The following is a 21,215-nucleotide window of genomic DNA, read 5'->3' as shown; positions in this document are numbered from 1 at the left end:
GCCCCGCCGCTCGGTGGAGTGGCGGGGCTGCGGTTGGCGCTGTTCAGGCGGGCTGGTCGTCCTTCAGGTTCTGGACGAACAGCGACCAGGCAGCAGCCGGGAAGACGAGCGCCGGCCCGCTGGGAACCTTGGAGTCCCGTACGGGTACGACGGCGTACCCGTCGGCGACCTCCACGCAGTCGCCACCCTCCGGACCGCTGTAGCTGGACTTCCGCCACCCGTCCCACGCGGACGTGTAGCCGTCCGCGACCTCCACGCAACTGTCCCCGTTCGGACCGCTGTAGCTGGACTTCCGCCACCCGGTCAGCACGGACGCGTCGGGGAGTATGCGCTCAGTTGTCATCGCCTTCGTAGTCCTTCGCTGTTGCTCTCAGGAGGGCAAGGGACTCCTGTAGCGGCAACGCTTCGGCCAGTGCAAGGTCGTAGCTGCCCTGGATGTGCTCCACCACCGCCGCGATGTCGTGCACCTTGCCCGTCTGGACACCTTCAACGTAGGCGATGGGCGGCTGGTCCTCGAACCACATGAGCCGGACCATGCTTCCCAGCAGAGGGTACGAGCCCGCGCTGTACGGAATGACGTGAGCACGAATCCGTCCACGTTCAGCCAGGTCAGCGATGTGGTGCAGTTGCTCGGACATCACAGCCAGGCTCCCCATCGGGCGCCTCAGCACTGCCTCGTCCAACAACGCCCAGACAATCGGCTCCACCGGGTCCTTGAGGACGTGCGCACGCTCTATCCGGGTGTCGACGGCCCGGTCACGTTCCTCCACGCTGACCGGAGGATACGCCGAGCCGATGACGGCTCGCGCATACTCCGGCGTCTGAAGCAGCCCCGGCACGAACGAGATGGCGAACTCCCGGATGATCGACGCCTGCTGTTCAAACTGCATGGCCGACTCGAAGTAGTCAGGAACGGGGTGGGCGTCCGCGCCCGGCCGGAAGTTCGTCAGCACATCACCCGTGTTCAGCGCCCGGTCCAGCCTTTTCGCGTCCTCCTCGGACGGTACGCGCCGCCCCGCCTCGATGTGCGTGATGTGCGTACGCGTCATGATCGCGGCGTCCGCGAGCTGCTGCTGTGTCATGCCCGACTTGACGCGTTGCTCCCGTAGCCACTCTCCGTAAGGCTTGGCCATAGGTCGACACTCCCACTTCCCCTGTGTGCAAGGTGATTTGGATCGGGTCACCCTCAACCCTCTTTCGGAGGCTACATAGTTGCCCCAGACTTGTCTCCAGAAAGACGAAAGAAACAATCGACTGAAGGGGTACGGCAAGGAACCATGACCGACCGGAACGATATCCCCGCCCAGACGTTCGAATGGACGGGATCGGGCGCCCTGATAAAGGCGGGAGGTTTCCGGGACGGCGAGAGCTTTCCGCGCAGGAGACATCCGTGAACCTGGACCTAGACGAGAATGCGCGCCCCCATCCGTACGTCCCCGCCCCCGGTGACGTAGTCCTCGACGCCGCGACCCACAAGGTCGGGCGGGTGATGGACCGGATGTGTCAGCTCGTACAGCTCCGGCCGCTGAACGGCGGGCTGGAGTGGGACGCATCCCCCCTCGACCTCACCCCGGCGCCCTCCCCGGCGCCGCATTCGGCCGTTGCCCTACAAGCCGCAGTTGCGCAGGTCAACGCGTTGAGCCGGCGAATCGGGGGCACATGAGCAGCCCGCCATCGCCGCGCACGCCGCCCACTGCGGGCGCATCCGCCGCCGAACGCCGCGTCTGCGCCGCGCTCGCGACGCTCCCCCTCCAACTGATCGTGCTCACCCAGGACCTGTGGCCGGACCCGCCGGCCCATCCCATCCAGATCGTGACGGGATTGCGGTGCGCGCTGGAGGAGCACGACACCGGCTCCCATTTCGACCTGGTACGCGAACTCGACGACGGCGAGGGCAGTGGAATCTGGGCGCGCTGGAAAAGTGGAATAGAACCTTCCGCCGTCACGATCCAGCAGGACTGCCCCATACACAACGGCAAGCCGGGAGCAGCGAATGACGCGTGCACGCTATTCGCTGGACACTCCGGCGGCCACAGCCACGAATTCACGGACCCCGAGTACGAGGCCGCGCTCGCGAGCCCTGAATTCGTACGTATGAGCGCGGAGTTCGAGGGGCCGGCGGGTCCGGTCCCCTGACTCACCGTGACCGCCGTCGTCACCGTCGTCGTGACCACCACCGAGCCCGCCCGGCTGCCGCTCCGGGTATCACGCGCAGCCGGGCGGGTTGTCAGTGGTGGTTCCTATGCTGAGGAGACACAGCGGTACCAGCACGAACACGGGGACGGACGGGGGGTGGCGACGAGCCATGTGGATCGAGCGCCATGAAGTGGGACAGGCGGCGCTGAGCCGCGCTCTGGACGGGTTCGCCGAGCGCATCGCCGGCGACGTGCACATGATGCAGCACGACGAACTCCCGGCGTTCGGCTGGGAGATGATCGCGGAGTCGTTCCTCGACTACCTGGGCGCGCGGTCGACGTCGCACGCCGATCTGACGGACAAGGACGCTCGGGTGGCGTGCGAGTCCGCGGCGACGGCGGGCGTGGGCGCGCTGGCGCTGCGCGCCGGCCGGGCCGGGCATCCGCACGTCTTCATCGAGTACACGGGCACCGGCATCGTGTACGACGGCAGCCGCCCGCCGGAGAATCCGGACGGCGTCGCTCCGCACGTGTGGCTGGACGCGTTCTTCCCCGCGTTCGTGGCCAACGAGAGCGACACCTTCGCGGACCTCTTCGTGGCGTCCGCCGTCCCCCTGGCCGGCCGCGAGTCCGACCCGGACGCCGCGCTGGTGCACGCGCTGATGGTGTTCGTGTACGGGGTCGGGGACGACGGGACGGACTCGGACGCGGCGCGCTCGACCCGTATCGACGAGATCGCGGCGGCCGTCGCGGACGGCAAGGACTGGCCGTCCTGCCGGGCCGCGCTGACCACGCTGCGGGCGCTCGCCGCAGGTGACAGGGGAGCTTTCACCAGCGCGCTCGCCGCCCAGCTGGAGCGGCACGCCGCGGCCGGCACCCCGGAGCGCAACCCGGCGCCGCGCACGCTGCTCCCGATGGACGCGATAGCCCTGGCGGCGATGGCGGTCCGCTGGCACGAGTGGCCGCTGGATGTCGAGTCGCGCTATCTGCCGACCGGCCCCGTCTCCGGCTTCAAGCCGCCGGAGCCGCGGGTGCTGGCGTACGGGAAGAAGAAGCGCCCGGACGCGGTCGCGGCGCTGGCCGCCGGCCCGTTGGTCGTCGAGCGCCCGGAACACCCCTACGCCCGCAACGTCGAGCCGCTGCTGTACGCGAAGCACGCGGAGCGGGACCTCGCCGAGTTCCACGACCCGGACAAGAGCCCGACGTCCGTCGCCCGCTGGCTGCCCCACCTCATGGACGGCCATGTCTCCGTCTTCCTGGAACGCGCGGCGAGCGAGCCGGAGTGCCACGACCCGCACCAGCGCGAGCTGCTGCGCATCGCGACGCAGGCGGGGGCGGGGGCGCTCCGGCTGCACCGCGCGGCGAAGGGTGCGCAGCTCCCCGTCACCGTCGCCGGCACCACCCGCGACCTGCCCGCGACGCGCGACCCGTACTCCAACCACGCCCGCCACTGGCTCCGCACCGTCTCCCTGGCCCTGGTGACCGGCGACCGGGACGCGCTCGCCGCATGCGTCACGGTCGAGCCCGAATTCCTCACCGCCACGAACCACTTCGGCCCTGCCAACGCGTACGGCGCCGCCCTCCACGACTACCTGCGCGGCACGGACCCCGAGCCCGCGGTGAACACCGCGTTCGAAGTCTCCTTCCGCCACGAACGCGGCGCCTACCTCGCCCCACCCGTCCACCTCCTCTCCCAACTCGTCGAGGGCGACCGCGAGGGCTTCGCCCTCGCCCTGGCGGACGCCCTGGAAAAGCACCGCGACCACTACGCAATGGGCGAGCTCTCAGAGAAGTCGGAAGCGGTGCTCGACCTGGACGTGCTGGCCCTGGTCTGCCACGTCCGCAGGATGGGCTGGGACGTCCCGGTGGTGTCGCCGTACATACCGGCGGGCGTGGTGGAGCCGAGGACGATGGTCGGCTGAGGCGCAGGCGGTCGGCTGCCGCTGTAGCTGCTGCATCGAAGGATGTACGGCGGGTTCGTCCTGAGAGCCGAGGTTCCTCGCACTTTCCCTTCCTAAATTGGCTTTCAGGAGTCAAGGGAGTCCAACGGGAGGAGCCGCACATGAGGAAGCCGTACAAGAACCTGCTGGAAGGTGGCGTCGCCTTCACCGTCGGCTTGGTGCTGCGGCTGTTCACGGAGGGCGTGGACACCCCGGTCGTCACCCTGACGAAGGTCGGCGTGGTCCTGATGTTCGTCGGCGGCGCGCTGATCCTGACGGGCATGTTCCAGATGGCGCGCAGCGCGTCGGTCTCGACGTGACCGCGGCAGGACCGCGGCGTGTCAGCGGCCGGTCGCGCCGTCGATCAGTTCGCGCAGGATGTCCGCGTGGCCGGCGTGCCGGCCGGTCTCCTCGATCATGTGCGTGAGCGCCCACCGCACGCTGGGCGCGGTGCGCCCCGCGGGCGCGTGAGGTAGGGGCGCGGCGAGGTCGGCGCAGCCGTCGAGGACGTCGTTCGCCTGCGCGACGGCGTCCCAGTAGCGGGCGACGACGTCGTCCACGCTGTCCTCGGGCGCCGGTCGGAACGTCGCCGGCCAGTTCTTGACGTCCTCCCCGAGGAAGATCCACCGCTCGACGGCGGTCACGTGCTGGAGCAGGCCCAGGAGGTTCGTCCCGGACGGCACGGCCGCGGTCCGGACGTCCGGCTCCGGCGCGCCGTCGACCTTCGCGGCGATGGAGTCCCGCAGGTAGTCGAGGAACCCGCGCAGGGTCTCTGCTTCGCTGCCGCCGGTGCGCGGCGGCGAGGTGTCGCGGCGGCGGGGTGTCTTGCGGCTCATGGCTTCCCCTTCACCCGGCGCGACGGATGACGATGACGTGATCGACGACCTCGGCGGTCTGCCCGTCGGGCCCGGTCGCGACCCGCCGCGGCGCGTCGGCCCGCTCGACGGTCCACGTCGCCGGGTCCAGACCGATCCCCGCGATGACCTCCCGCGGGGTCGGGTAGTGCAGGTCCGGATCCTGGTTCCACGACCACGGCGCGGTCGACCCGTGATCCACGACCAGCAGCCGCCCGCCCGGGTTCAGGCTGTGCGCCGCGGCGCGCAGGGCGCTGGCCCGGTCGAAGTCGTACGGCGTCTGCAGGTACTGCGCCGACACCAGGTCGTACCGCCCCTGCGGAAACGACTCCCCGAGGTCATGCGCCTCCGTACTGACCCGCCCCCCGAGCCCGGCGCCCCGCGCCAACTCGGTGACCCGCTCGGTCGCGACGGCGGAGATGTCCACGGCGGTGACGTTCCACCCCTGCCGCGCGAGCCACAGCGTGTCCCCACCGGGCCCACACCCAAGATCCAACGCGTCCCCGACGGCCAGCCCACCGACAACCTCCACAAGCCGCACATTCGGCCCGGGCTCCCCGGCGTCGGGCCGACTCGCGTAGACGTCGTTCCAGAAGGTGGATGCTTCGCTGGTCCGCATGGGGGCTCCTCGAATCGCCTGTACCGGGAGCCCTCAGTCTTGACACGCGCACCTAGCCGACGCGACCGGGCTTGCCGTTTCCGCAAGCCGGCCGTGGGCGCGGCAGGTGGGAACCTGACCTCACCACATCAGGCCGCCTGAGGTCAGAGATTGTCTGCCGCCTGCCACTGGACACAAGTTGGCCGCATTCCCCCTGAGGACAGAAACTCCTTAAGAGCCTCACGCACAAGATCAACAGAAACTTCCGAATGGGCTGGAAATTCTGTCCTATTCCCCTGAATGCAGTAAACAGGGTCCGTTCGACTCTCGGGCGGCCCCAACGTTACAACGTTCCCCTCTGCATCCAAGTAGGCCAAGAGTCCGAGACTTAGAGCCCCGTCAACCCCGACCAAAAGTTCGTGATCAGGGAAACCGGACGGCATGAGTTGTCGGTCCAAGGAGTGCACCTGAGCCAGGTTCTCGTGAGCCGGACCCATGAGGAGCGCAGAGATCAGCGCATCGACGTCATCGTCCGCACCCAACAACAGCGGTTCCTCACCATGCTCCAAGCGATATCGCGCTTCAGCACGTGCCATCACGGTCAACGCCTTCCATATCTACGACTCTGCCAAGCGCCATCAGTTCCCTGCCAATGCACCGTGAGCGAACGTTCGCCCCCCAACAGAGTGTCCATTACCTGATCGCACCCAAGCCTGACCGTACACGGCCCCGTCGGAAAGTTGATCACCAGATCCGCATCCGCGATGCCGTCCCGCGCCATGATCGCGGCGAATTTTTGCTCGACATCGCTCGCGCGCCAAGACTTTGATGCACCGGGCAGCACTCCGCGCTCTCGAAGGGTGCCGTTCACCCAGTCAACCAAGGCAGCGTCTTCCTTCGTGTTGCCACTCACCAGGTCGTAGGCGGTGCCATCCGCTGACACGGCACGACCAGACGTAGGACCGCCAGCCTTGTATGCTGGAAGCTTGCCAACCTCCGCATCCCGATCAAAGTTGCAGTTGTGAACGAGGAGTGGAGTTTCCTCCGCCAACACGTAGTACGCGTGCAGGCTCTCGATCGTCAAGTCGTGCGTGCGCTGACGCTTCTCGAAGTACCGGGTGTCGTCCAGAACCGCCGTCGCGCCTTCGGGAGTCGTCAGGCGCATGCCCGGCTTTAGATCGCCGGCTTCGATCCAGTCACTTTCCGACTCGACCCAGAACGGGTGGGTCGTGGTCGAGATCAGTGACGACGTCACACCATCAGCAGTGATGCTGAGGTCTACGAAGTCCTTGTCGTCCTCGGTGACGATGGTGCCGACCACCTTGCGGACGACTTCCTCACCCGTCTTCGGATCGGTCGTCAGGATCTCGTTACCGGGGCTGACGTCCTCGATCTGTTTAGTCGAACCATCCGCAAGGAGTACCTGCGTCCCCGGAAGGAAGCTGTGCGTCCGGCATTTCGTTACTATTTCTTTGAACTTCGACTCAGCAGCTGCCAGCCTGTCTCTGGCCTTGTCAAGTTTCTTCGAGGCGTCCCGATACTCCTTGACACCTGAAATCAGGTCACTGGCCAGACCGCCTATTCGCTTGGCCAGCTTGGCCCCGTCGTCCCACTTCCACGGAAGCCCATACTTGGCCACCGCCTTGCCCGCCAGCCCCCCGAGGAAGCTCCCTGCGATGTTGAGTACCGTTTCGCCGCAGGCGGCCACGTCACCGCTGGATATGCAGTCCAGGCCCGCGGTGACACCGAGTTCGTCCATGAGGATCTTGACGAGTTCCTTCGTCGCACTGACGATCCTCTGCTTCGCGCTTTCCTGAGACGCCTGGGCACCCCTGACCTCAACCTCGGCCCGGCTGACGCTATTGGAAGCGTCCTTCTTGACGTTGGGCTTCGGCGGGGTCGGGCAGCCGAGGCCCGTGCTGCCGCCGCAGGCAACTCGGAGGCCGGTCGGGTCCGTGAACGTCGTCGGGTTGTTGTTGGAATAGGCGTACGCGTTCATCTGCTGCGGGTCGGTCACGTCGATGATCGGATCGACCGAGATGAACTTGCCCAGCGAGGCGTCGTACTGGCGGGCGCCGATGTTGGTCAGACCGGTGGACGCGTCGATCGTGCCGCCGACGAAACCCTTCTGGCCGGGCCACGTGCCCGTGTTGCCGGTGCGCGGATTTCCGTACGGATCCACGCGTCGTTGGGTGACCGCGCCCGTGGCGGTGTCGATCGCCACGTCGCCCGTTCCATGGTGGTCCGAGGCGATCAGCGAGAACTTGCCGTCATGGGTGCGGACTGCGACTGGTTGGCCCGCGTGGGAGTAGTAGCGGGTGCCTTGTAGCTTGGCGTCGGGGCCGGTCGGGAGGTGGACCTCGGTGCCGTCCGGCAGGTAGAACGTGCTGCCCGACGGGTCGGTACGCTTGATGCGGTTGCCGTCGCCGTCGTACAGGAACGTCGTCGTGGACGCCTCGTTCTTGTCCGGCGTCGTCGGGTCGTCGGGCTCGGTGATGGACTCGACCTTGCCCTCGGCGTTCCACGTCAGCGTCTGCTTGTCGCCACTGAGTGTCCGCTTCGTGGTGTTGCCGGCAGGGTCGTAGCCGTACATCGACTCCTGGACGCCCGTCGCGGTCTTCTCCGACACCTTGGTGACGGCGTGCGGGCCGCCGTCACCCGCCTCCTTGGGCGTGCCGTTCTGGTTGGCGTCGGCGTAGGAGTAGGTGCGGACGACGTCGTTCGCCGTCGTTCCGCCGATGTCGTGGCGGACCTCCTTCGTGCGGTTGCCGATCTTGTCGAAGGAGTACGAGGTCCAGTACGGCGACGGGCCGCCGAGCGGGGTCGCGCCCGGCTTGGCCGAAGTGCACGCCGTGGGTGTCTTGCCGTTGTACTCGGGGGTCTTCATGCCGACCGTGCCGGAGCCGTCCGCGGTCGCCGCGGTGGCACCGGGGGTCCAGACCTCGGTCAGCCGGCGCTGGCCGTCGTACGCATAGCACTGCACGTCCGTCGCGGCCGAGGTCGTGGTGTCGGCGGTGTCCGCGATCGACAGGACGTTGCCGGCCTGGTCGTACGACGTGCGGACGTCCTTCGCCGCACGCGGCAGGCCCTCCATCGTCACCAGCTGCCGGGTGACGCGGTCCGTGCCGCGCTCGTAGAAGTAGTGCTGCTGGGACTGCTTCGCACCCGCACTCAGGGTCAGCGTGGAGAGCTGGCTGGTGGGCGTCCAGGCCGTGTTGGTGACGTAGTCGGTCGCTCCGGTGAGGGTGACCGGTCGCTGGAGGTCGTCGTAGCCGGTGACCAGGGTCTCCGCAGGGAGGCCGCCGACGCCGGGCACACTCGTCCGCTGGACCGTGCCGTCCCTGTTGTAGTCGGTGGTGTAGACGAGGGGGCCCGTGAAGGCGCCCTCGGTGGCCGGGACGGAGTACAACGCGTTCTTGGGTCGGTAGAAGGTGTCGAAGTTGGTGATGACCGAGGCGAAGGCGTTGGTGCCGTCCGTGTAGCGGTAGGAGGCGTAGGGGTACCCGAGCGCTCCTGACCGGTCGTACTTCCGCTCCGTCAGCTTGGTGCCGGTGGTATCCGTGCCCTCGTAGGTGGCGACGGGGCGGCCGATTACGTCGTACGTCGTGTGGATCGACTTGCCGCGGGCGTCGGTGGTGGTGACGGGGCGGTCCGCCGCGTCGTACCGGACGGTGGAGGGACCTGCGTCGGGGTCGACCGTCTTGGTCTTGCGGCCGAGTTGGTCGTACTCGTACGTCCACACGTTGTTCTGCGCGTCGGTCACCGTGGCGAGCTGACCGGCGGGGCGATAGGTGTAGGTGGTCTTGGTGTGCTCGCCCAACGGGCCGCTCACCGTGGGCGCCGCGCCGTCGAAGTGCCTGACCTCGGTGACCTGGCCGGCCTCGTTGCTGATCGTGGTGGTCGGGACCGCGCCCTGCGGCGGGTCGGCGTGGATGCGGTCGCCCTCGGCCGTCGCGTCGTAGGTCGTGGTCGTGCGCCACTGCTCGTGTCCGGCGATCGCGAAGATCTCGACGGTCGGACGCGCCATCCCGTCGTACAGGTTCAGCGTCTGTTTTCCGACCTCACCGTCCGGGACGTTCAGGAGCTTGTCGGACGGAGCGCCGAGAGCGTTGTACGTGGTGTTGGTCTTGGCCACCTTGCCCAGACCGTCGTACCAGGTGTCCGCCACCATCCGGGTGCCGTGGGGACCTTCGGTCTGGTGCTGTCGCGGGCGCAGCAACGCGTCGTAGAGCTGGTACTCGGGCACGTTGTAGGCGTTGCCGTTGCCGATCTTCTCCGTCTTCACGGCGGAGACATCGTCCTGGCGAATCAGGTAGTCGTACTTGATGCTCGCCGTCTGCGTGCTCTTGGGTCGGTCCGGTAGCCACACGGAGGTGAGCCGGCCGAGCGCGTCGAACACCAGGTCGGTGCGGCGATTGTTCGGGTCGGTCTGGGCCTTGGCTTGGCCCCATGCGGGTTCGTACTCCGTGGTGGTGAGGTGGTTCAGGTGGTTCTTCGAGGTGGTCTTGGAGATCAGACCGTTGGTCTCGGCGTAGGTGACGGTGGTGGTGGCGTTGGCCGAGTCCGTCTGGCTGAGGGGCCGGCCGTGCACGTCGTAGGTCGTGGTGCCGGTGGTCTGGTACTGGGGCTCGATCCCGTTGTAGCCCGTCAGTCGCTCCGTCTTGGTGGCCAGGCCACGGGTGGGCGCCGCCCCGTAGGGCTTGCCGTCGTAGTGCGTGCGCTCGTCCTTGACGACCTGGGTGTTCAGGTTCGGGTCGGCGTCGCAGCCGACGGACACCGTTTCGACCCGGGACGGCAGCTTGTAAAGGTTCAGTGCGGGGTTGTCCGCGTAGGAGGTGCGGGTGCACTTGTCGTCGGACAGCGTGGAGAGGTCACCGAGGTCGTTGGCCACCAGCTCGCGGCCGACCGCGCCTGTGGTGGTGTCGAAGGTGGTGGCGGACTTCGACTTGCGCCAGGTCCCGTCGTTCAGCGCCTTGAGACCAAGCGTGGTTTGGGTGCGGACCACGCTCGCCTTGGTGATGACTTGCTTTCCGTCCCAGGTCCGGGTCTGGGTGCCGGTGGTCCGGTGCCACGGCGTGTTGATCACCTTGGAGACGAGCTTGGAGCCGTCGTACGCGGCCTTCTCCAATTCGAAGCCCGTGTACTCCTCCAGGTCCGAGTGGATCGTGCCGTCGGAGTCGGTGACGGAAGAGGCGCGGGTGCCGCCGCCGGGCTTCTCGTCGCCGTGCAGTCCCTTGAGGTAGGTGTAGTCGACGCGCGAGGTCATATTTTGGCCGGTGCCTGAGGTGACCCGGACCTTTCCGTAGCCCTGCCACACGCCCCAGGTGAGGAACTTGGGGTCGGTGATGCCGTCGGGCTTGGCCTTCCGCCAGCCGGCCTCGTCCAGGTAGTCGTACCGAGTGACCATCTGCGCGCTGCCGCCCGTGCGGTCGAACTGTTCGACCTCGGCTACCACGTGCTTGTGGAACCAGTCGGTGATCGGCTCCAGATTGCCGGGCGGGGCCCAGACGACCGGGTAGCAGCGCTTTGTGGAGGCTCCGGGCGCCGGAAGCGAACCGGCGACGCATTCCACGGGCTTGTACGTGACGTCGAGTTGAGCGCCGGACTCGCTCAGGACCGTACGCAGGCGGAACCGCTTGATCGGGGCGAGGTTGTTGCCGATCGTGTCGACCCGGTTGTCCAGGACGTCGCCGATGAGCTTGACCGCGGGGAGCTTGATGCTGCCGCCGTTGCCGCGCCCTTCGTGCTGGATCTCGTTCAACCACAAGGTTTTCGAGCTGTCACCGTTGTCGGTGAAGATGTGCTTGAGGTGCCAGGCGTCGACGTCCGCGTAGGTGGCGGCGCCGGTGCGCACCTGGGTGGTGACGGTCGTCAGCTTCTTGCGGGTGAAAAAGGACGGCGTGGACTGGCTGAAGGTGCACTTGGTGCCCACCGCGCAGTAGCGGTCTTGAGGGGTGTCGGGCCAGCGGGCAGCGTTAGCGGCGGTCCACTTGGCGGCATCGCAGTCGAAGTCCGCGGTCTTCTCGCAGCGCTCCTCAGTCTTGAAGAGCACTCGGGCCGCTGCCGCTTCGGTGAACAGGGCGCCGTGGCGCTGGCCGTACTCGACACGGGCGAGGTACCCGCCGCGGGTGTACTCGGTGCCGTCGACGTCCGTCTTCCCGCCGCGGGCATAGGCGTTCTGCTCCTTCTCGTAGAAGTACGAGATGGTGTTGTCGTTGAGGTCCTTGACGAAGTCGAGGTTCCAACGCCAACCCTGCTGGCACGAGGCGCTCGCGAAGACGGGGTTGTAGCAGGGCTCACCGCTGTCGTCACCGGTGACGGGCACGGTCCAGGTCGATTTGGTCTCCGGCTTGCCGGCTGCCCAACCGAGGCGTCGGTTGAGGCCGAAGTAGTACTCGGTGCCTTCCGTGACGACCTTCCAGTGCTCACCGTTGTCGTCGCCGTTGACGGCGCCGGTAAGCTTCTCGATCTTCCAGTTGGAGTCACCGGTCATCCGCCACTCGCCCGTGGCGTCGTCCTTGATGAGCTGGCCGGACGAGCCGTTGAGCACGATCGTTGCGTTGTCGTGGGCCCAGCAGAGTTCGCCGGAGGTCTTGTGGCCGTCGTCGGCGCAAGCCTTGTACTGGCGCTCGATGTAGCCGGGCTCGTAGGTGAAGCCCTCACCCGCCCAGGAGCCCTGGTTGTTGGTGATGGCCGTCTTGCCGTCGGTGCTCTGGGAGTTGTACGAGAGGCCGAGCGGTGGCTGGAATCCGCCGGGAGTGGGCACCGCCCGCAGCGGATACGACCAGGAGAAGCCGCCGGAGGAAGGGGCGACGCTCCAGGAGGCAGAGGGAGCGAGGGGGGTGGCGGAGTAGGTCCCCTGGGAAGAGTTCGGGGTGGCGGCGACGGCGAGGAGCGGAGCGCCCTTCCCCGTACCGACCGGCACGTCTGCGGAGAGCGTCTTCTTCTCGGAGTCGTTGACCGCCTGCAGCAGGACGGGTTGTTGGGGGCACGCCTTGGAACCCGGCGCTGCGGTCACCGCACAGGCAGGGAGTTGGTACAGAGCGAGCCGGGCACCGTAGCCCCCGCCGTGTCCCTCGGCGAAGCTCGTGTAGTCGACGCCCAGACGGCTCGTCGCTCCTGGCGCGGTCGGGGTCTTCGAGGTGGAGTTCGTCGCCTCCTTCCTGGTGCTCCCGGTGGCGCTCTCCCCGCTCGTCACCTTCAGCAGGGCCGCGGCGCCGAGCTCCGTGGCGCGTCCGGGCTCGACGACCTCGACGCGTACGGGACCGGCTGCGACCGGTGCCTTCGCGGCCTTCCTAGCCGTGGGAGCGGAGAGCGTGAGAGGCAGGCCGCCCGGCCGGAGGGTCGTGACCCGGCCAGGCGTCAGCGTGCCCGTGGCACTGCCGGCGACGGGCCAGTCGGCCCGGTCGAGCCCGGTCACCGCGGCCTTCTTCGTAGTGTCGACCGGTCGGGGCTCGGCCTTCATCCGGGTGCCCTTGGCCGGGTCGTCAAAGGTCGGCTTGTCGGCCTCGAAGGTGCGTGTCGCGTCGGCGAGGACCGGCACCGCCTGCACCGTCGATGCGGTGAGAACGGTCGACAACGTCAGTACGACGACGGCAACCCATCTCCGTCGGTACGCACGGCGATTGCGGGTGGTACGGGCGGACATGAGAACTCCCGTGGCAGACGGTGAGAAGGAAAGAAGGTCGGGGGCGGGCTGGGGCCCGTCTCAGAGCGTGGGCCTGACGACGCGGTCCGCCAGCTGGTCGATCGTCGTCTTGTCGAGGACGCCGTTGTAGACGCGAACGTCGTCCACCTCTCCGGCGAGGAAGTCGCCCCACTCGTTGGGGGTGCCCCCGGCTCCGGTGCGGGCCCGGCCCACCTGGAGACCACCGGTGGCCGGCCAGGTCATGCCGACTCCGTCGACGTGGCCGGAGACGGGCGAGCCGGGGGCCGGTTCGGCAGCGTTTCCGTCCGTGTACAGGCTCAACCGCTGCGTCAGGGCGTCATATGTGACCGTGATGAACTGACCGTTGGCCTCGTCGGGGGCGCCGTCCGCGTAGGCGCGGGCCACCACGGCCGGGGTCTCACTGCCCGCCTCCTTCGGGACGACCAACTCCCAGTGGCCGGGGGCGGTCCCGTCGGGGGACGCGGTGAAGCGGACCACGAAGCGACTGGTCGTGTCTCCGGGCAGGGAGAGTACCGCCTGCTTCGTCGTCGCAGTCTTGCTGGAGAGCCGGACGCGCGCGGTGACCGAGAAGCTGCCCGTGCCGTCCAGCGGCGGGGTGGCCGTGGCCGCGTAACCGTTGTTCTTCAAGTTCAGACGGCCACCGGGAACGACCGCTCCCGAAGCATCGGTCGTGTACATCAGGACGTTGCCCTCGAAGACGTCGGTGACAGTTTCGGCGTAGTGCACCGCACCCCCGCCCATCACCAACGACTGCCCGCCGCCCGCCTCCGCGAACGACTTCCCGCCCGTCCCCCCGGCCACGTCCAGGTTCCAGTACCCGAGCCGGGCCACCTTGCTCGCCACCATCTTGGTGACCTCGTCGGCCGTGGTGGCGCGGTTGTAGGCGCGGACGTCGGCGAGTTGGCCGTCCCAGTGGGACCGGTAGCCCGTCTTGGCGCGTTCGCGGCCCATCTGGAAGGTGCCGTACGCCTTCCACGGCAGCGGGCGGTCCGCCTCGGCGCGCAGTTGGCCGTCGACGTACAGCTTCAGCGGCTTCGGGGCGCCCGGGTCGTACACACCGGCGAGGTGGCGCCATTCGCCGGCGCAGACGGGCTGGGACGCGCCGTCCGGGCAGGTGCGGTTCAGGGTGGTGGTGAGGACGGTGTCGTTCATCGCCTCGACGTCGGACGTCGGGAGAGCGAAGGCGAACGTCTTCTTCGCGGCCTGGTAGGCGAGTCGGAACCCGGGCTCGCCGGAGCCGTTCTGACTGGCGACGGTCATGTCGCGGGTCAGGATGTCGGGCTTGACCCACGCGCTGATCGAGAAGCCCCGCTCGGTGTCCACGACGGAGGAGTCCGTCTCCAGGTAGGAGTCGGCGGAGCCGTCGAGGTCCATGACCCGGTCGGCGGCGGTGCCGTTGCCCGCGGTGTCGCGGGTGACCTTGGGGCCGATGCGCGCCGGGTGGCTGCCCGACGCGTCGCGCGCCACGGTCGCCTGCGCGCTGTCGGCCAGCGTCCACTGTGCGGCGGGCGGAGCGCCCGTGACCGCGTCGAACAGGTACGTGGTCTGCTCGCTGGCGTTGTTCGCGCCGTCGTACGACGTCACGAAGAGCTTGTGGCCGCCGCGGTGTTGCGGGCTCCACTTCACCGTGACCGGTCCGCCGACCGCGGTCGGGGTCGCGGTGGCCGGCGGCTGGTTGTCGGAGTCGAAGTCGTACACGTACTTGGCGACGGCGTCGTCGTACCGGTCCTCCGTGTTGGGCGAGAGGGTGAAGCTACCGGTCACGCCGACGCTCGCGCCGGGGTTCTCGCGGGGGAACTCGGGCGAGTCGACGAGCGGTGCGCCGGGGACGTTCTGGTCGACGAGGAAGCGGCAGGTGGGGCTCCAAGCACTCCACACCACGCCGTCGCTGACCCGGGCGGAGTAGCTCACCACGGCGTTCTCGGGGATCGTCTTCCCCTTGGGGACGTAGACCTGGTGTTGGAAGGTGGCTCCTGGCGAGGCCATCCCGGTGGTCGCCGGGTACGACTGCGCCACGCCGGCCGCGTCCGTCCACGCCACCTTGAACTCGACCTTCACGGGCTCGGCGTCGCGGGTGCTGTGGTCGGGGTCGGTGGGCTGGGCGTACAGCTTGGGCAGTCGGCTGACGCGGACTCCGTTGGCGGTGGTGTTGCACGCGCCGCCCGGGTTGCTGGAGAGCGTCTTGTCGGTGAGCGCGGTCGGCGGACGGTTGTAGGTGACGGAGAGGTACGCGTTGCCGCACATCCGCTTCCACTCCGCGAACCGGGACTCGTTCGCGGCGCGCAGGCCGAAGGTCATCTTCGACCAGCCGCCGCGGACCGCGGCCTGTACGTCCTTGGCGAGCGCACCGCTGGCGGCGGACTCGAAGTGGAGGTTGGCCGGGCTGCTGCACGCGGTCGGCTGGATCGCCTTGTCGACGGTGCCCAGGTGGGTGTCCCACAGCGCGTCGGTGTTGCTCCAACTGCTGCTGGAGGTGATGCCGAAGTTCTTGCCGCCGACCCGGTAGAGGCGGACGGGCTCGGCGGTGGGCGTTGCGGCGTAGATGTGGGCGACCCGGGTGGCGAAGGTGGCTTCCAGGATCGTCATGTCCGTGCGGTACGCCGTCAGCGGGACCGTGTACATCAGCCGGCGGGTGTCGATGCCCTGGCACGACGCGGCGCTGTAGTCGGTGGGGCACTTGCCCATGCCCTCGTTGCCGCTGAACTTCCAGTTCTGCTCGTTGGGCATGCCCTTGATGACCGAGGTCCAGGCGGAGGCGGGGGTGGTCAACGGCGGATCGATGACAACAGGGAACGCGGCCGGGTTCGTGAGCAGCTTCGGGTCGGGGACGAGGGTGAGTCCGTCCTTGCCGACGGTCATGTCGACGGGGGCGACGGTGGCGTTGGGCGCGGGGTCGAGGGGCGCGCCGGCGGCACCGGTCGCGCCGGCACCGGTCGCGCCGGCACCCGCGGCAGGCTTGGCGCCCTTCGCGGCCTGCGGCGCAGCAGCGGGCGTGTCCCACATGACCGGCTCGGGCGCCTCGAAGACGACGCCTTTGGACTGGTCGTCGGTGATCTGGAGGTCGCCGGACGCGGTGGTGCCCACCGTCAGCGCTTCGGTGTGCAGCCCGAGTTGGATCTTCGCGACGGCGGGGTTGGCCGCCGCCTCCGGGGTCTTGACGACGACGAAGTGGCCGAAGCCTTCCGGCTCGGCGCGGACGACCAGGTCGACGCCGGGGTGGACCTCGGCGTACGTGGCGGTGTCGCCGCTGACCGTGGGTGCGGGCAGCGCGCGGCCCGGCCAGCTCAGGGCGAACTCGCGGCCGGCCCTCTTGACCGTGGCGAAGGGGCCCGTACCGCCGTTGGACACGGTCAGGTCGACGGTGGTGGCCGCCGGTCGCCACCGGCCGTCGGCGGCCTTGGCGAGCTTGGTGTCGATGGGCCGCCAGCCGTCCTTGCCCAGGGCCCGGACGGGCTCCAGGAACTCCTGTGCGGTGAAGGTGCCGTCGGGGTTGGCGACGACGGTGCGGCGCTCCTCCCGCATCCCGGTGACTTCGACGGCAGCCTTCGCGGACTTCGCGGCTTCCCGGGCCTCGGTCTCGGTCGGCAGCCCCTTGGCGACGGCGGCCTTCAGCCGGGCCTGGGTCACGTCGGCGGCGCTGGACTGCGGAGTTCGCACCTTGTCGTCGTCGCCGGACCCGCTGCCGACGATGCCGATGTCGACGCCGAACTGTCCGCTCGTGGCGAGTACCGCGGTCGCCACGGCGATGGCGCCGGCTGCCGTCCGCGCGCCGCGTCGGCGCATGCTCCTGGACACTGCTTTCTCCCCCACCCTTGGTTGTCTGAGCCGCACTTGTTCTGTCGTCGCCCGTGGCGGGCGGGGAGTCACCGGATCGTCGCGCCGAAGGCGGTGTTGGCCGGCGGGATGCCGCCTTCGCCGGGGCGCCAGCTCTGGGTCGGGGCGCCGCCGGGGGCGACGTCCCAGGGGTAGGAGTGGACGGCGCGGTCCGTCGCGCGGGCGTACGGGAGGCCGAGGTAGAAGGCGTTGCCGGTGGTCTGGAGGTTGAGCCCGGTCAGGACGTGGTCCGCGGGCGTCGCCGGAACTCCGTCGCCGGGCTCCAGCCACACGTCCGTGGCCCCCGGGGGTCCGACGAACGGCAGGACGGCGACGCCGCCGACGTCCGTGACGGGTGCGCCAACATCGGCACCCGCGTCCTCGCCCGGCGCTCCCGCGACGAGGCGGACCGAGTTGTCGTCCGGCGGCCGGATCCGGTGTGCGTTAGTAAGTCCGACCTTCTGGCCGAATCGGTCGCCCGCCTCGGCGTCGCCTTCCACGCCCGGGGTGTCCTGGGTGATCCAGGCGTACCACGTCGCGCCGCCGGTCTGCGTGACCCGGGCGACCTGGACCCCGCCGGCATCAGTGAAAGAGCCGACGTCCTCACCGGGCACACCCACGGCGATCAGAGCCTCGGTCGACTTCCCAGGGTCGAGGAAGGGCGCGCAACAGCCGACCATCGCCACCGACGTCCCGTAGCCGTCGCCCGCCTCCGCCGAGCTGTCGCCGACGCCGTTGCGGGTCTGGCCCCCGCTCCACGCGGGGTCGGGGATGCCGTCGACGTTGATCGAGGCCCGGAAGACGGAGATCGCGCCGGCGCCCTTTGCCTGGTCGATGGACTCGCCGGGGATGCCGACGGTGATCCAGGGGCCCGCCGCCGCGATGGCGTACCCGAAGCGGTCGTTCGGCTCGGCGGTCTCCCAGATGCCCGGGCTGTCCTGGGTGAAGCGGGAGACCTTCAGGTCGGCTCCGTAGAGGGCGATGACCATGCCGATGTCCGGCCCCGCGGCGGCGTCCTCGCCGGGCGAGCCGATGACCAGGTACGGGACGTCGGTCGCCGAGACCGTGGTGGCGAGGGAGTAGCCGAACAGGTCGCCGGCCTCGACGTGTTCGCCGACCCAGCCGTCGGCGCCCTGGCGCAGGCCCTGGCTGGCCGGGGTGCCCTGGGCGACGCCCGCGGGAGATCCGTAGAGGAGGTGGACGAGGCCGGCGTCCTCGGCGGTGCCGACGTCTTCGTACGGCACGCCCACGGCCAGGTCGCTGCAACCGTCGCCGTTGGCGTCGTAGACGGCGAGGGAGAAGCCGAAGCGGTCGCCCTCCTCTGCGGCGTCGGAGACGTTGGGCGTGCTCTGCGACAGCTCGGCCACGCCCTTGCCGCCGCCGAGCACGATGCGCACGAGACCTGCGCGCTCCTTGCCGGAGACGGTGGCTTCCGGGTCGGCGATGGCCGTGTCCCGTACCCCGTCACCGTTGAAGTCGGAGTCCACGCCGCCCTGGCACGTGGCGGCGGCCACGGCAGGAGTTGCGGCGTACTGCCCCGCTCCGGTGGCCAACAGCGCTGCTGCCGCACAACAGACGGCGACACGCCGCCACTTTCCCCCCACGGACAACGCCCGTCCCCCTCGGTGTCGACTTGTTCACCTGCCGACTGGTCGACTCAAGGAGTAGTCGCTCAGTCGCTGAGTGATCGAGAGAAACGATCATGCAGAGTTGACACCGTCACAACAAGACCACAATTGAGACATTGTTGTGCACCACTAGTCACAACATGATCACAAGTTGTCAGTTGTTCGCCGTCTACGCCTCGTCGTCGCCCACCAGGCCGGTGAGCGCGGCGCACGCGCGGACCATGGCGTCCAGGTGCGTGTGGTCGTCCAGGACGCCCCGCAGCAGGAAGCCGCTCATGACGGCCAGGAGGGCGGTGGCGATCGTCTCGGCCTCGGTGGGGGTGACGCGGCGCAGGGGGGAGGCGGCGGAGACGGGGCGATCCGTCAGCAGGGTGACGACTGCGGACCGTTGGGTCTGCTGGAGGTGCAGGCACTGCGCGCGGAAGACCTCGTCGTCCAGGCAGAGCAGCGTCATCAGCACCTCCAGTCGGGTCTCCTCGTGGAACGCGTCGTCGACGTGGGACGCGGCGCGGCGGGCGTACGCTTCGAGGGCGTCGCGCAGTGGAGCGCTCCGGCCGACGCTCTGGGTAAGGGCGTCGATTCCTTCGGCGTCCGCCAGAATTCCCTCCTCGACGATCGCGAGGAACAAGTCGCGCTTACTGCCGAAAATTGAGTAAATGGCGCCGGTGGTCAGATCGGCCGCTTCCGCAATGGCGTCCACGGGCACGTTCGTCCCTTGAGTCGCTATGAGGTGCCGCGCCGAGGCGATAAGGGCACGGCGGTTGACTTCCTTTTGCTCCGCGCGACTGCGACGCATGATGTGATCCCCGAGGTTCGAACGGCGTACGTGCGGAGCATCGTACCCGTCACAGGCAGCGCGCAGCAGCGAGACCGACTTCCATCTGCAAGGCGGTCAGTTCACGCAGATCGAGGGCGCGGCCGGGGAAATGGTGCCGCATCTGCGCACACCGGAAGTCGAACCAATTCCGCACCGCATTTTCGCCATTCGCCCCGGCGCCCTCCAGCAGTTGCAGGAGCATGCCGCCGGTCCGGAGGGAAAGGGTGAACCTCATCGAGAGGAGTTGGTAGTACTCGGCGACGGTCGCCGTGCGGCCGACGGTCGGGGTGCCACCGTCCGACGGGGCGGTGTGGACGGGGAGCCCGCGCCGCGCCATGGCGTGCTCGACGCCGGACACCAGCTCGGGCACGGCGTCGGTGACCATGAACTGGTGGCCCGTGAAGTCCGCGCTGTGCAGGGTGTAGACGAGGTTCGGGCGCAGGTCGTCGATGATCGACATCAGCGCGCGCGTCTCGGGGAGCGGGCGGTCGAATCCGCCGTCGACGGGGAACGACCATTCCGGTTGGTGGACGAAGGCGGGGCGGTAGAAGCGTCCGTAATAGTTGCGGATGGTGCGCGGCGCGCCGTACCAGCCTTCGCCGAGGCGCATGGCGTCCGGATCCATGCAGGGAACGAAATGCCACGTCACGTCGAGCCCTTCGGCGAACTCCGGATGCTTCGCCGCGAGGTGCGCGAGATGGATGACCGTGAGGAATCCCGTGGGCTCGTTCGCATGCGGTCCGCCGAGCACCAGGACGTTCTTCCGGCCCTTCCCGACAGAGGCCAGGAAGATGTCCCGGCCGCCCCTGGATTTGCCCACCTCGCTCAACTCGACCCGCGCGGGATGGGCTCGGGCGACCGCCCTGACCGTACGGTGCAGTTCGTCGTAGGTGGGGAATCGGCGCATGGGCGGGAGCGCCGCTTCCCAATCCGGTGGAACGGAGATCCCGGGAAGTCCGGCGGACGCCACGGCGCCGTGCGCGGGACCCGCGGCAAAGGCGCCGGCGGCACCGGCCACCCCCATCGATCCAGCGGTGCGCAGAAACGTACGTCGACTCGTTAACGCCTTGCCCATGCCCCGGTCCACCCTTCGCCCAATAGAGCCTAGTTCGATAACGTCATTATCTGCATAATGGCGTTATCGAGGTCAAGGCCGTGGGCGAGGGCATGGGAACGGGCGTGGACGCGGGTGCTTACCCGGGAGGTAATGGCGCAGGTCGGGGCGGCTGGCGAGGATGGCGAGCACGCCGCGCCGACCGTCGGACGCGCAGAACCGAGCAGTACGGATCGGAGAGTTGACGTGTCGACGCATTCTGGGGGAACGGCCGCGACGTCCACCCGCGATGTCGTGATGGAGCTGCTGCGCCGGATCGGCGAGGGCGACCCGGAGCGCATCGCGCAGCTGTACGCCGAGCAGGGCGACTGGAAGCTGAGCTGGCCCGATGCGGAGCACGGCCGCGCCGCCACCCCGTGGATCCGGCGCCGCTCCACCCACGCCGACGCCGCCGCGCACTACCGCGCCCTCGCCGAGCACCACGTGCCCGAGCGCGCCGCGACCGCGGTCGAGCGGATCCTCGTCGACGGGGACGACGCGGTCGTGCTCGGCGAGATCCGCCAGACCGCCCGCTCCACCGGCCGCGCCTACAGCGCCCGGTTCGCACTCCACCTCACCGTCGAGAACGGCCTGGTCACCCGGCACCACGTGTACGAGGACAGCCTCGCCGTCGCCCAGGCGTTCGACGCGTAGGGCGCACGGGTCGG

At 68.8% G+C, this 21,215-nt stretch carries 15 protein-coding genes; 5 read left to right on the top strand and 10 right to left on the bottom strand.

What is annotated here, in order from left to right; translation table 11 throughout:
- Positions 1-43: 43 nt before the first annotated feature.
- Together ABZ842_RS20725 and ABZ842_RS20720 are read right to left on the bottom strand one after the other, a co-directional pair.
- On the bottom strand, positions 44-343 hold the full coding sequence (locus tag ABZ842_RS20725; protein WP_361538449.1) for a DUF397 domain-containing protein: 300 nt from the start codon (positions 341-343) through the stop codon (positions 44-46).
- Positions 333-1,133, bottom strand: a complete 801-nt coding sequence (locus ABZ842_RS20720; protein ID WP_361538447.1) for a helix-turn-helix transcriptional regulator — start codon at positions 1,131-1,133, stop codon at positions 333-335. The genes ABZ842_RS20725 and ABZ842_RS20720 overlap by 11 nt, the downstream gene beginning before the upstream one ends.
- Positions 1,134-1,390: 257 nt before the next feature.
- On the opposite strand from ABZ842_RS20720, the gene ABZ842_RS20715 reads away from it, so the two are divergent.
- From ABZ842_RS20715 to ABZ842_RS20700, 4 genes are all read left to right on the top strand, one after another.
- Positions 1,391-1,663: a hypothetical protein gene (locus tag ABZ842_RS20715; protein WP_361538445.1), complete on the top strand. Its 273-nt coding sequence runs from the start codon at positions 1,391-1,393 to the stop codon at positions 1,661-1,663.
- The gene (locus ABZ842_RS20710) at positions 1,660-2,136 is read left to right on the top strand and encodes a hypothetical protein (protein WP_361538444.1); all 477 of its coding nucleotides are present in this window, start codon (positions 1,660-1,662) and stop codon (positions 2,134-2,136) included. Before ABZ842_RS20715 ends, ABZ842_RS20710 begins: the two co-directional genes overlap by 4 nt.
- A gap of 169 nt (positions 2,137-2,305) precedes the next feature.
- Positions 2,306-4,057: an immunity 49 family protein gene (locus ABZ842_RS20705; protein WP_361538442.1), complete on the top strand. Its 1,752-nt coding sequence runs from the start codon at positions 2,306-2,308 to the stop codon at positions 4,055-4,057.
- A gap of 140 nt (positions 4,058-4,197) precedes the next feature.
- Positions 4,198-4,395: a DUF5708 family protein gene (locus ABZ842_RS20700; protein WP_361538440.1), complete on the top strand. Its 198-nt coding sequence runs from the start codon at positions 4,198-4,200 to the stop codon at positions 4,393-4,395.
- A 21-nt stretch (positions 4,396-4,416) separates the two neighbouring features.
- Here ABZ842_RS20700 and ABZ842_RS20695 read toward each other — a convergent pair whose 3' ends face one another.
- The 8 genes from ABZ842_RS20695 to ABZ842_RS20660 form a co-directional block, all read right to left on the bottom strand.
- Positions 4,417-4,911: a DinB family protein gene (locus ABZ842_RS20695; RefSeq protein ID WP_361538438.1), complete on the bottom strand. Its 495-nt coding sequence runs from the start codon at positions 4,909-4,911 to the stop codon at positions 4,417-4,419.
- Positions 4,912-4,921: 10 nt separating this feature from the next.
- Positions 4,922-5,548 (bottom strand): class I SAM-dependent methyltransferase, encoded by a 627-nt coding sequence (locus ABZ842_RS20690; RefSeq protein WP_361538436.1) that lies wholly within the window; start codon positions 5,546-5,548, stop codon positions 4,922-4,924.
- A 143-nt stretch (positions 5,549-5,691) separates the two neighbouring features.
- Positions 5,692-6,123: an Imm1 family immunity protein gene (locus ABZ842_RS20685; RefSeq protein WP_361538434.1), complete on the bottom strand. Its 432-nt coding sequence runs from the start codon at positions 6,121-6,123 to the stop codon at positions 5,692-5,694.
- Positions 6,124-6,128: 5 nt separating this feature from the next.
- Positions 6,129-13,175 carry an RHS repeat-associated core domain-containing protein gene (locus tag ABZ842_RS20680; RefSeq protein WP_361538432.1) on the bottom strand — a complete coding sequence of 2,349 codons (7,047 nt, stop codon included), beginning with the start codon at positions 13,173-13,175 and terminating at the stop codon, positions 6,129-6,131.
- Between the two features lie 60 nt (positions 13,176-13,235).
- Positions 13,236-16,991, bottom strand: a complete 3,756-nt coding sequence (locus ABZ842_RS20675) for a LamG domain-containing protein (RefSeq protein WP_361538430.1) — start codon at positions 16,989-16,991, stop codon at positions 13,236-13,238.
- A gap of 68 nt (positions 16,992-17,059) precedes the next feature.
- Positions 17,060-18,523 carry an FG-GAP repeat protein gene (locus tag ABZ842_RS20670; protein WP_361538428.1) on the bottom strand — a complete coding sequence of 488 codons (1,464 nt, stop codon included), beginning with the start codon at positions 18,521-18,523 and terminating at the stop codon, positions 17,060-17,062.
- Between the two features lie 283 nt (positions 18,524-18,806).
- Complete coding sequence (locus ABZ842_RS20665; RefSeq protein ID WP_361538427.1) at positions 18,807-19,433, bottom strand: helix-turn-helix domain-containing protein; 627 nt, start codon at positions 19,431-19,433, stop codon at positions 18,807-18,809.
- Positions 19,434-19,482: 49 nt separating this feature from the next.
- Positions 19,483-20,361, bottom strand: a complete 879-nt coding sequence (locus tag ABZ842_RS20660) for a M14 family zinc carboxypeptidase (protein ID WP_361538425.1) — start codon at positions 20,359-20,361, stop codon at positions 19,483-19,485.
- A 444-nt stretch (positions 20,362-20,805) separates the two neighbouring features.
- Here ABZ842_RS20660 and ABZ842_RS20655 point away from each other — a divergent pair, with 444 nt between their 5' ends.
- Positions 20,806-21,201, top strand: coding sequence for a nuclear transport factor 2 family protein (locus tag ABZ842_RS20655; protein WP_361538612.1), 396 nt, complete (start codon positions 20,806-20,808; stop codon positions 21,199-21,201).
- Positions 21,202-21,215 lie beyond the last annotated feature (14 nt).

Origin of the sequence: Streptomyces sp. NPDC047315, assembly GCF_040643215.1 — a bacterium.
GTDB lineage: Bacteria > Actinomycetota > Actinomycetes > Streptomycetales > Streptomycetaceae > Streptomyces.
This window is presented reverse-complemented; position numbering and strand designations above follow the sequence as displayed.

What these genes read in the sequence shown, in the direction of transcription:
- ABZ842_RS20655 (WP_361538612.1), top strand. Translation starts at nt 20,806, where the DNA reads ATGGAGCTGCTGCGCCGGATCGGCGAGGGCGACCCGGAGCGCATCGCG.
- ABZ842_RS20720 (WP_361538447.1), bottom strand. Translation starts at nt 1,133, where the DNA reads ATGGCCAAGCCTTACGGAGAGTGGCTACGGGAGCAACGCGTCAAGTCG.
- ABZ842_RS20690 (WP_361538436.1), bottom strand. Translation starts at nt 5,548, where the DNA reads ATGCGGACCAGCGAAGCATCCACCTTCTGGAACGACGTCTACGCGAGT.
- ABZ842_RS20710 (WP_361538444.1), top strand. Translation starts at nt 1,660, where the DNA reads ATGAGCAGCCCGCCATCGCCGCGCACGCCGCCCACTGCGGGCGCATCC.
- ABZ842_RS20680 (WP_361538432.1), bottom strand. Translation starts at nt 13,175, where the DNA reads ATGTCCGCCCGTACCACCCGCAATCGCCGTGCGTACCGACGGAGATGG.
- ABZ842_RS20725 (WP_361538449.1), bottom strand. Translation starts at nt 343, where the DNA reads ATGACAACTGAGCGCATACTCCCCGACGCGTCCGTGCTGACCGGGTGG.
- ABZ842_RS20685 (WP_361538434.1), bottom strand. Translation starts at nt 6,123, where the DNA reads ATGGCACGTGCTGAAGCGCGATATCGCTTGGAGCATGGTGAGGAACCG.
- ABZ842_RS20665 (WP_361538427.1), bottom strand. Translation starts at nt 19,433, where the DNA reads ATGCGTCGCAGTCGCGCGGAGCAAAAGGAAGTCAACCGCCGTGCCCTT.
- ABZ842_RS20660 (WP_361538425.1), bottom strand. Translation starts at nt 20,361, where the DNA reads ATGCGCCGATTCCCCACCTACGACGAACTGCACCGTACGGTCAGGGCG.
- ABZ842_RS20695 (WP_361538438.1), bottom strand. Translation starts at nt 4,911, where the DNA reads ATGAGCCGCAAGACACCCCGCCGCCGCGACACCTCGCCGCCGCGCACC.
- ABZ842_RS20700 (WP_361538440.1), top strand. Translation starts at nt 4,198, where the DNA reads ATGAGGAAGCCGTACAAGAACCTGCTGGAAGGTGGCGTCGCCTTCACC.
- ABZ842_RS20705 (WP_361538442.1), top strand. Translation starts at nt 2,306, where the DNA reads ATGTGGATCGAGCGCCATGAAGTGGGACAGGCGGCGCTGAGCCGCGCT.